We start from the raw sequence: 9,340 nt of genomic DNA, 5'->3' as shown, positions 1-9,340 counted from the left end.
GCGTGCGAGACGCCGTTGGCGCCGGCCGCGAACACCTCCAGCCGCCCGTCCGCCGAACGCGCCGACACCACCTTCCCCGACTGCGCCGGATACACCGGCGGGGCCGGGCGAGGACCGGTTCCCGGAGTGCAGGGCATGGTGATCCCGCGCTCCGCGAGGTAGGGGATCGGGTCGGTGCGCACGGTCGCGTCCGCGTCGGCCCAGACCCGCAGGTGCAGGTGCGGGCCGCTGGAGGTGCCCTCGCTGCCCATCTGCGCGATCAGCTGACCGGCCGTCACGCGGTCGCCGGTGGCCACGTCCCGCTCGCGCATGTGCCCGTACTCGGTGATGGTTCCGTCCGGGTGCAGGATGCGGATCCACTGGCCGTAGCCCTGGGCCGGGCCGGAGACCAGTACCTGGCCGTCGCCGACCGCGTAGATCGGGGTGCCGTAGTCGTTGGCGATGTCGATGCCGTTGTGCTCCGGGGTGTAGCCCTGGGAGATGTAGCCTGCGGCCGGGCAGGACGCCGCGAAACCGGCGGCCGCAGCGGCGGCGGCCGAGGCGGGGGCGGCCGGCACGGCGACCGGCAGCAGCAGGGCGACTGCGGCCAGGGCCAGGCGCGAGACGGGGCGGGCGGCCCGGCGGGCGGCCCGGCGGGCGGAGGAGGGGAACACCGGTGCGCCCCTCAGGCCTTGTGCAGGCGGTCGACGGTGCCGTCGACGGCCGACGGGCCTGCGGCGCCCGGCGCCGGCGCGGCGCCGAGCCCGTCGGCGGACTTGAGGGTGCTCCTGAGGGCGGAGTGGTGCGCGGTCAACGTGATCTCCTGAGGGCGCGTGACGGCCACCTGTCCGGACCGCCGGGTGTCGAGCGGTTGGGACGGTAGCCATGCACCGCGCGGCGCAGAACCCGGAACCATCCGGACTGACAGGAGCGGACCGGCGGAGGAGGCTGTTGACCTTGGGGGAGGGGCTGTGCGAGGAGCGCCGTCAGCAGGAGCCGCAGGGGGGTGGCACGGCTCGCCGCAGGCCCCTGCACGAGGAAGCCACTTGACGGGGCAAGTCGCCCTGCCAAGTGGCGTGTTGGGTGGTGCAGATCCGGTCCGGCTGCATCCGGTCCGGCTGTGCGCCGTGGGGCTGTTCAGTCACCCGGCTCGAAGACCGCCGTGACCGGCGGGTGGCCGCTCCGGCGCCCGGTGCGGGAGGCGGCGCGGTTCAGGCCCGGCCCTCGTGGCCGGTCGGCAGGGGCTGCTCCTCCTCGGGCGCGGCCTCGGCCTGTACGCCCGGGCGGAGGCCGACGACCGCCACCAGCGAGGCCACGGCCATGATGCCCGCCATCCAGTAGAAGACCGTCTGGGTGGCGTGGGCGAAGTCGACCCGGAAGAACTGCGGGATGCCGGCGGTGCCCCCGCTCCCTCCGCTCTGCGCCTGGACCTGGGAGAGGTGGGCGGCCGTGGCGGACGCCTGGTCGGGCGGCAGGCCCTGGGCCACCAGGGAGTCGGTCAGCCGGGAGCGCAGGTCGGTGACCAGGACGGTGCCCAGCACGGCCAGCCCCAGGCTCGCGGCGTAGTTGCGCACCGTCTGCGTGATGCCGGTCGCCTCGCCGTAGGACAGCCGCGACGCACGGTTGACCGCGTCCGTGCTGGCGGGCGAGAGCATGAAGCCCATGCCCGCGCCGGCCAGCACGATGTCCCACTGCTGCTCGCTGAAGCTCAGCGTGGTCACGTCGCCGGCCCACAGGTAGAACCCGACCGCGGCCAGCACGCACCCGAGCACCACCGGCCGCTTCGCGCCGCCCCGGTCGAGCATCCGGCCGCCGATCTGCGAGGCGATCACGAACCCGATGAAGAAGTAGAGCAGGAAGACGCCGGCCTCCGAGGAGGAGTCGCCCAGCGCGATCTGCGCGTACTCGCTGGAGAAGAAGAACACCGGGACGAAGACCAGCATCGAGATGCCGAGCACGAGGTTCTGCACGGAGAACGCGCGGATGCGGAAGATGTCCACCTGGATCAGCGGCGAGGCGGTGCGTTTCTCGACGAGCACGAAGACGACCAGCAGCGCGGCACCGGCCGCGATGCAGAGCGCGATCGCCGGGTTGGACCAGCCCCAGACCTGCGACTGCTGGAACCCGAAGACACTCAGTCCGACGCCGCCGGCGATCAGGGCCAGGCCCCGGTAGTCCATCGGCGCCGGACGGATCTCCGTCACCGGCTTGGAGACCGCGACCAGCACCAGCGCGACGGCGGCCACCGGCAGGTTCACCCAGAAGATGGCCCGCCAGGTCCATTCGGTGAGGTAGCCGCCGAGGACCGGGCCGATCGCGGTCAGACCGCCCGCGATGCCGAAGAACAGGGCCAGCGCCCGCCCCCGCTCGCGCAGTGCGAAGCTCTGCACCACGATGGCGAGGGCCGCCGGGAACATGATCGCGCCGCCGAAGCCCTGGACGGCACGGAAGGCGATCAGCCACCCCTCGGCCAGGCTCCCGGTGGGGGTGAGGCCGCAACAGGCCGAGGCGCCCGCGAAGATCACCACCCCGAGGACCACCATCTTCCGGTGACCGACCGTGTCGGCGAGCCGGCCGCCGAACGCGAAGAACGCCGCCAGGGTGAGCAGGTAGGCGTTGACCGCCCACTGCACCCCGGTGGTGGTCAGCTCCAGCTCGTGCTGGATGTTCGGTACGGCGATCGACACGATGGTCTGGTCGATGAAGGTCATCGCGACGGCGAAGATCATCGCCGTCAGCACCAGGTAGCGCGAGGATCCGCCGGCGGGAGCAGTCTGCATCGCCATCCCTTCGGGGTGCGTCCGCGCGTCCACTGCCGGCGGACCACCTGTGGGACGGGCCCGTTCGTGGCGGAAGGGGCCCGGATTCCTGCCGTTGGCTCGGCGGCTCCCATGCTAACGACGGGCCCCGGGCCACGCCCGGCGGAGCCACGTCCGGAGCCACGTCCGGAGCAACGGCGCCGGCTGTCGGTCCCAGGGCCTAGGCTGGGTGCAGCTCGATGATCAAGGGGGACAGGACCGTGCGGATCGAACGTCACCAGGTGGACGAGGCGAAGGTGGAGAAGGCCCGGGAGGACTTCGTCAACCGGATCGGGAGGCAGGTCCACTCCTACTCCCGCGCCGGTCTGATGGCCACCATGGAGTGGCAGCTGATCGCCGACTCCTTCCTCGACTACCTCGGCGCGCTCTCCACCTCCCGTCCCGACCTGCACTTCCCCGAGGCCAAGGCGGTCCTCAAGGACGCCACCGAGGCGGCCTGCGGCGCCGTCTCCTTCGCCGCCTACTACCCGCACGACGGCTTCGGCGTCTTCCTCGACTACCCGAACTTCGGGATGAGCTACCACCGTGAGGACGGCCTCGAACGCGACCCCTTCCACCGGGTCGGCCCCCGGGAGTGGCTGGACGCCTTCTGCCTCGCGATCATCTCGGACAGGGTCTCCCCCCACGGCGAGGCCTTCTGCTGGGCCCGGCAGCTGATGCCCGACGACCGGGTCACCCCTGCCCTCGAACTCGTCGACGGCTTCGTGGCCCACTTCTTCGAGGAGGCGGGCCTCCCCGCCTCCGCTTCTGCCTCCGCCTCCGCCGACGAGCCGCAGCCCGGCCTGCGCGCGCTGCGTGCACTCACCGACCAGGACCGCGAGGCCTTCGACGCCGCGCTGCTCGCGCTCCTCCGGGAGGGCCCGCACGGCACCCGGCCCGCCGGCCTCCTGCCGCTCGTCCCGATCGCACTCGCCGCCCTGGCCCACCGCACGCACGGCTGGGCCCCGGCTGTCGAGACCGACTACCTCCCCCACGCCCTGGTCACCGGTTTCGAGACGCCGGGCCCGCGGGTCGACGGCCTCGGCCGCGGCCGCCGGCCCGATGCGGTGGCCCGGCTCGCCGCCGGCCCCGTCGACCTGGAGCGGCCGGTCCTGGACCCCCCGTTCAGCCCGGAGAGCGAGGCGCGATTCGAGCGGCGCACCCTGGAGGCTGTCACGCCGAAGGAGGGCGAGCCGCTGGACGCCCGGGAGCTCTCCGGCGCCCTGCGCTACCAGAGCTGGCTCCTCGCGGCACGCGCATCGCAGTCCGCCGACGCCACCGACGCCGTGCTCGCGCACGTGCGGCTCGGCTCCCAACTGGGTGCCGCCGCCTTCCGGGCCGCCCTCGCCGAACCCGGTACCGAGGCCGAAGCTTCGATCGACGGCCGGGTGTTGCGCTTCCCCGCCTGCCGGGACAGGGACTTCGGCCCGGCCTTCTGGCAGACGGCCCTGTGCTACGCCCTGATCACGAACAGCTCGGAGGACCTCGAACCGCTTCTCCTGGCCGGCCCGGCGATCGCCGCCGAGGACCGTTCCCCGTTCGCCGCCTACCGCACCGCCCTGCACGACCACCTCCGCGGCGCCGACCCGCTCCCCGCCACCGAACGCGCCCTCAAGGAGGCGGAGCGCACCAGGGACCAGAACGCCTTCCTCCCTCCCCCGGTCGTCCTGCTCTCCCAGCTCGTCGAGGGTGACGAGACCAGCTTCAACCTCGCCCTGCTGGACGCCCTGGAAGCCCACCGGGACCACCACTCCGTCGCCGACCGTGCCGACGAACCCGGCGCCGCGCTCAGCCTGGACGTCCTCGCCCTCGCCTGCCACGCCCACCGCAGCCGGGGCTGGTCCGTCCAGGTCCGGTCGCCCTACCTCCCGCCACGGCTGCTCGGAGCGCCCGCGTCCGCCTGACGCACGGTCCGCGCGGTGATCGCGGGCGCCGGGAGCCGGTTCTGCTGGTGGGCGACCGTCAGCAGACGGCCGTGAGTGAGTCGATGAGGATGCCGAGCCCCTCCCTCGCCTCGTCCTCGGTGAGGGTCAGCGGGGGAGCCATCCGCAGGGTGTGGCCGTGCAGGCCGCCCTTGCCGACGAGCAGGCCACGCTGCCGCGCTTCCTCCATCGCCCTGCGGGCCAGGGCCGGACTCGGTGCCCCACTGTCCGGGTCCACCAGGTCGACGGCGAACATCAGGCCCGTTCCCCGGACGTCTCCCACCACCGCAAGCCCCTCGATCGCAGCTCGCAGGCCCTCGATCAGCAGGCGGCCGAGCCGGCGTGCGTTGGCCTGGAGGTCGTGGGCGAGCAGGTAGTCGAGGGTCGCCTTCGCCGCCGCGGTCGCGATCGGGTTGCCACCGAAGGTGGAGATGCCGTTGGCCGGAAGGGCGTCCATCAACGCGCCGTCCGCGACGACCCCGCCGATCGCGAAGCCGTTCCCGAGCCCCTTCGCGAAGGTCATGACGTCGGGTGTCACCCCGTGGGCCCGGATGCCCCAGAAGTGCTCCCCGGTGCGCCCCCAGCCGGTCTGCACCTCGTCGGAGACCAGCAGGATCCCGTGCCGGTCCAGGATCTCCCGGTACCTCGCGAGGAGCCCGTCGGGTGCGGCGGTGAACCCGCCCACTCCCTGAACCGGCTCCGCGATCAGGCACCCGACGTCGGTGGCGGTGGCCGTGTCGAGGACCTGCTGCAGATCGTCCGCGCAGAAGGTCAGGAACTCCTCGTCCGACAGGTGGGGGAAGCGGTCGCGGTCGGTGCCGTGCAGATAGTGGACGTTGACGGGCGACAGCGAGGAGTTCTTCCAGCCCCGGTTGCCGGTGACGGCCATCGCCCCGTACGAGCGCCCGTGGTAGCTGTTGCGAAGGGCGAGGACCTGGTCGGAGCGGCGCGCGTTGGTGGCGAGCAGCAGCGCGGTCTCGTTGGCCTCGGTCCCGGAGTTGGTGAAGAATACCTTGGCATTCTCGATGCCCGACAGCATCGCGATCTGTTCGGCCAACTCCACCTGGGAGCGGATGAGATAGAGCGTGGAGGTGTGCGCCACGCCGGTGCGCAGCTGCCGCTCCACGGCCTCGCGGACCTCGGGCACGTCGTAGCCGAGCATCGTGGTGAGGATCCCGGCGAAGAAGTCGAGGTACGTCCGGCCGTGGGAGTCCGTGACGTGGCGGCCCCTGCCGCTCACGATCTCGATCGGCTGGTCGTAGTAGAGGGACAGCCACGACGGCATGACCGCCCGATGGCGGCCGAGCAGGTTCGACATGCGAGGCTCCCGCTTCCGCGCAGACGCTTTCCGGCACGCTACCCCGCACCGGCCAGTACGGGCGCGAGGCGCGGCCGACGCAGCCGCGTGGCAGCCGCCCGCCGGCGTCGTTACGCCTGATCCACCCGGGTCAGGGGCAACCCGGAGGAGGATCCCCGGGAGAACCCCTTTCCGGCAGGCCGCACCGCGCGGCCGCAACCTGCCAGGAGCCCGGGTTCTCCACCGCGTCGTGGCAGCTTCTTGCCGGACAGCGCACGGTGAACCACCAGTTCGACTGATCCCCACCACGACTGTTGCCCTGACAGTAGGCTCGGGAGTTGTGCCGAGTTGCCTGGGGGGGCGGGTATTGACGGTTCGTCATCGATTTCTCGCGTCACCGTGAAGTCCCCACCAGGTCAATGGGACTGACGACAAGGAGAAGGCCGATGACCGACGTCCTGACGGAACAGGAAGAAGCCGTCCCGTTCTACCCGATGGAGCGCGGCGGCTCCTGCCCCTTCGACCCGGCGAACCAACTCGCCGCGCTGGCGACGGAGCAGCCGATCACCAGGGTCAGGTTGTGGAACGGGAACCATGCCTGGCTGGTCACCAAGAACGCGGACCTGCGGGCGGCCATCAGCGACCGCCGGCTCAGCTGCGACCCCCGGCTGCCCGGATTCCCCCATGTGACCGCGTTCGTCGAGACCCGCCGGGGGGACGCCCCGCGCACGCTCATCGAGATGGACTTCCCCGAGCACACCACCTACCGGCGCATGCTCACCAAGGACTTCCTCTACAAGCGGGTCGAGGCGATGCGGCCGCGGATCCAGGAGATCGTCGACGGGCTGATCGACCGGATGCTGGAGTCCACCGGCCCGGTGGACCTGGTCGCGGCGTTCGCCCTGCCGGTGCCGTCCCTGGTCATCTGCGAGCTGCTCGGGGTGCCCTACGACGACCACGAGTTCTTCCAGGTCCGCAGCAACGTGCTCTTCGCCCGGGACGCCACTGCCGAGCAGGCGATGAAGGCCTTTCAGGAGCTCGCGGTCTACCTCGGTGGAATGATGCAGAAGAAGGCGGCCCAGCCCGGCGACGACCTGACCAGCCGTCTGGTCGCCGAGCAGTTGACCACGGGTGCGATCGGCCCGGACTCGCTGGTTGCCATGTTGATCCTGCTGCTGACCGCCGGTCACGAGACCACCGCCAACATGATCTCGCTGAGCGCGCTGACCTTGCTCCAGCACCCCGAGCAGATGGCGGAACTGCGGGACAAGCCCGAGATGGTCCCCGACGCGGTCGAGGAACTGCTGCGCTACCTCACGGTCGCCCAGAGCGGCGCCCGGCGGGTGGCGACCGAGGACATCGAGATCGGCGGACACCTGGTGAAGGCCGGCGAGGGCGTCATCCTCGCCTTCGACACCGCCAACCGCGATACCTCGGTCTTCGCGGAGCCGGAGGTCTTCGACATCCACCGCGACGACACCGGACAGCACGTGGCCTTCGGCTTCGGCTCGCACCAGTGCGTCGGGCAGCAGCTGGCCAGGGCGGAACTGCAGATCGCGGTCAGGACGCTGGTCCAGCGCGTCCCGACGCTGCGCCTGGCCCAGTCGGTGGACTCGCTGCAGTTCCGCAAGGACATGGCCGTGTACGGCGTCCAGGGGCTGCCGGTCAGCTGGTGACCGGCCGACCGGTCGGCCATGCCCTGACCGGGCGTGGCCGTGACCGGTCGGCGGCCGAACCGGTGATGGTTCCGACGAAGGTGCCGCCCCCGCTGGTCGCGGGGGCGGCACCTTCGGTGTCAGCCCGGGAAACGCCCGGTCACAGCGTGTCCAGGATCCACTCGTGGACGGCCCTGCCGGTGGCCGCGCCGTGGTCCGTCATCATGGTGCAGTGATCGCCCGGCACCTTGAGCCCGGTGTGCGGCAGGTGCCACCACCCGCGCCAGTCGGCACCCTCCATCGTCTCGCCGGGCAGCAGCGGCACGCAGTCCTCCGGTCGGACGATCAGCGTGGGCGCCTCGATCTTCCGCGGACCCCAGCCGCCGAACACGTCGAGGTAGCGGGTCATCGCGGTGAGGCTGGAGTAGTCCACCGTTGCGAAACCCTCCCGCTTCTCGAACACCTCGTGATACAGGGCGCGGGCCAGCGGCCGGGCGAGTGAACCCGGCATGTAGGTGTCCAGCAGCACCACTGCGGCCACCGGGACGTCCATTCGTTCCTCCAGGGCCGTCGCCACCGCGTGCGCCAGCAGACCGCCCGAGGAGTAGCCCATCAGCACCACCGGATGACCGGAGGCCCGCGCGGCCACCGCGTCCGCGTGGATGTCCACCGTGGCGTCGAGGTTGTCGGGGATCCGCTCCCCGGCGGCGAAGCCCGTGGTGGGGATGACCGAAACGCCGCGCAGCCCGTCGAGCGCCGCCGAGAACGACGCGAACTGCAGATTGCCGGGGACGGGCACGAACGGCGGGAAGCACAGGATCTCCGGCCGCTCGGGACCGGTCGAGAGCCGGGTGAACCGCGGAAGCCGGTCGACGTCCCCGCGCCCCTTGAACGACGGCCGCACCAGCGCCGCGGCGGCGAGCAGGTTGCCCGACGCCTCCAGCTCGCCGAGCCGGTTGATCTGACGGTACAGCGTGGTCAGCGTCTGGTCGTCGACCGGCGGGACACCGGCGACTCCCGTCGCCGTGCCCGCGTTCGCGGCACCGCCCGTGCCGGCGACGGCCGTTGCGGCGGCCTGCCTGCCGGCGTCCGTCACCATCCCGGAGGCCGTGAGCTGCGCGAGCACGTGCTCGGCCAGCGCGACCGGTGTGGGATGGTCGAAGGCCAGCGTGACGGGCAGCCGCAGTCCGGTCAGCGCGTTCAGCCGGTTGCGGAGCTCCACCGCCATCAGCGAGTCGAACCCCAACTCCTTGAACGGGCGGTCGATGCCGACGGTCCCGGTCGAGGAGTGCCCCAGCACGGCTGCCACCAGCGTCTGGACCTCCTCCACCGCCGCCGCGGCGCGGTCCGTCTCCGCGAGCCCGGCCAGCCGTCGGCCCAGTGACGGCTCCACCTGGCCCGCGCTCACTCCGACCGCCCGCCGAAGCGGCGCCCGAACGAGGCCGCGGAGCAGCGGCGGTACGTCCAGCCCGCTGGTCCGGACGGCCGCGGTGTCGAGGTTGAGTGCGACGAGGAGTGGGGTGTTGGTGGTGAGTGCGGTGTCGAAGAGTGCGAGTCCCTCGTCCGTGGCCAGTGGGGGCATGCCGGCGCGGGTCATGCGGTGGATGTCGGTGTCGTTGAGGTGGCTGGTCATGGTGCTGGTGTCGGCCCAGAGGCCCCAGGCGATGGAGGTGGCGGGTAGGTCCTGGG

The 9,340-nt window shown here is 71.9% G+C and carries 7 protein-coding genes; 2 read left to right on the top strand and 5 right to left on the bottom strand.

Annotated features, from left to right (window positions below):
- From ACIPSC_RS32385 to ACIPSC_RS32375, 3 genes are all read right to left on the bottom strand, one after another.
- Positions 1-653: M23 family metallopeptidase (locus tag ACIPSC_RS32385; RefSeq protein ID WP_400831246.1), on the bottom strand; the 653-nt coding region annotated here is incomplete at its 3' end.
- 11 nt (positions 654-664) lie between these two features.
- Positions 665-793 (bottom strand): hypothetical protein, encoded by a 129-nt coding sequence (locus tag ACIPSC_RS32380; protein WP_400831243.1) that lies wholly within the window; start codon positions 791-793, stop codon positions 665-667.
- A 397-nt stretch (positions 794-1,190) separates the two neighbouring features.
- On the bottom strand, positions 1,191-2,759 hold the full coding sequence (locus tag ACIPSC_RS32375) for an MFS transporter (RefSeq protein WP_400831239.1): 1,569 nt from the start codon (positions 2,757-2,759) through the stop codon (positions 1,191-1,193).
- A 239-nt stretch (positions 2,760-2,998) separates the two neighbouring features.
- Between ACIPSC_RS32375 and ACIPSC_RS32370 the strand changes: the two genes are divergently transcribed.
- Positions 2,999-4,681: an Imm49 family immunity protein gene (locus tag ACIPSC_RS32370; RefSeq protein ID WP_400831235.1), complete on the top strand. Its 1,683-nt coding sequence runs from the start codon at positions 2,999-3,001 to the stop codon at positions 4,679-4,681.
- Between the two features lie 58 nt (positions 4,682-4,739).
- Here ACIPSC_RS32370 and ACIPSC_RS32365 read toward each other — a convergent pair whose 3' ends face one another.
- A complete protein-coding gene (locus tag ACIPSC_RS32365; RefSeq protein ID WP_400831232.1) occupies positions 4,740-6,017 on the bottom strand; it encodes an aspartate aminotransferase family protein in 1,278 nt (425 codons plus the stop codon).
- Between the two features lie 425 nt (positions 6,018-6,442).
- Here ACIPSC_RS32365 and ACIPSC_RS32360 point away from each other — a divergent pair, with 425 nt between their 5' ends.
- On the top strand, positions 6,443-7,672 hold the full coding sequence (locus tag ACIPSC_RS32360) for a cytochrome P450 (RefSeq protein ID WP_400831228.1): 1,230 nt from the start codon (positions 6,443-6,445) through the stop codon (positions 7,670-7,672).
- A gap of 139 nt (positions 7,673-7,811) precedes the next feature.
- Here the strand turns inward: ACIPSC_RS32360 and ACIPSC_RS32355 are convergent.
- On the bottom strand, positions 7,812-9,340 hold a 1,529-nt coding region (locus ACIPSC_RS32355), incomplete at its 5' end, for a thioesterase domain-containing protein (RefSeq protein ID WP_400831225.1).

The organism is Kitasatospora sp. NPDC090091, from assembly GCF_044747365.1.
Lineage (GTDB): Bacteria > Actinomycetota > Actinomycetes > Streptomycetales > Streptomycetaceae > Kitasatospora.
This window is presented reverse-complemented; position numbering and strand designations above follow the sequence as displayed.

Excerpts from the sequence above, each read along its gene's own strand:
- ACIPSC_RS32375 (WP_400831239.1), bottom strand. The coding sequence starts at position 2,759 with ATGCAGACTGCTCCCGCCGGCGGATCCTCGCGCTACCTGGTGCTGACG.
- ACIPSC_RS32365 (WP_400831232.1), bottom strand. The coding sequence starts at position 6,017 with ATGTCGAACCTGCTCGGCCGCCATCGGGCGGTCATGCCGTCGTGGCTG.
- ACIPSC_RS32360 (WP_400831228.1), top strand. The coding sequence starts at position 6,443 with ATGACCGACGTCCTGACGGAACAGGAAGAAGCCGTCCCGTTCTACCCG.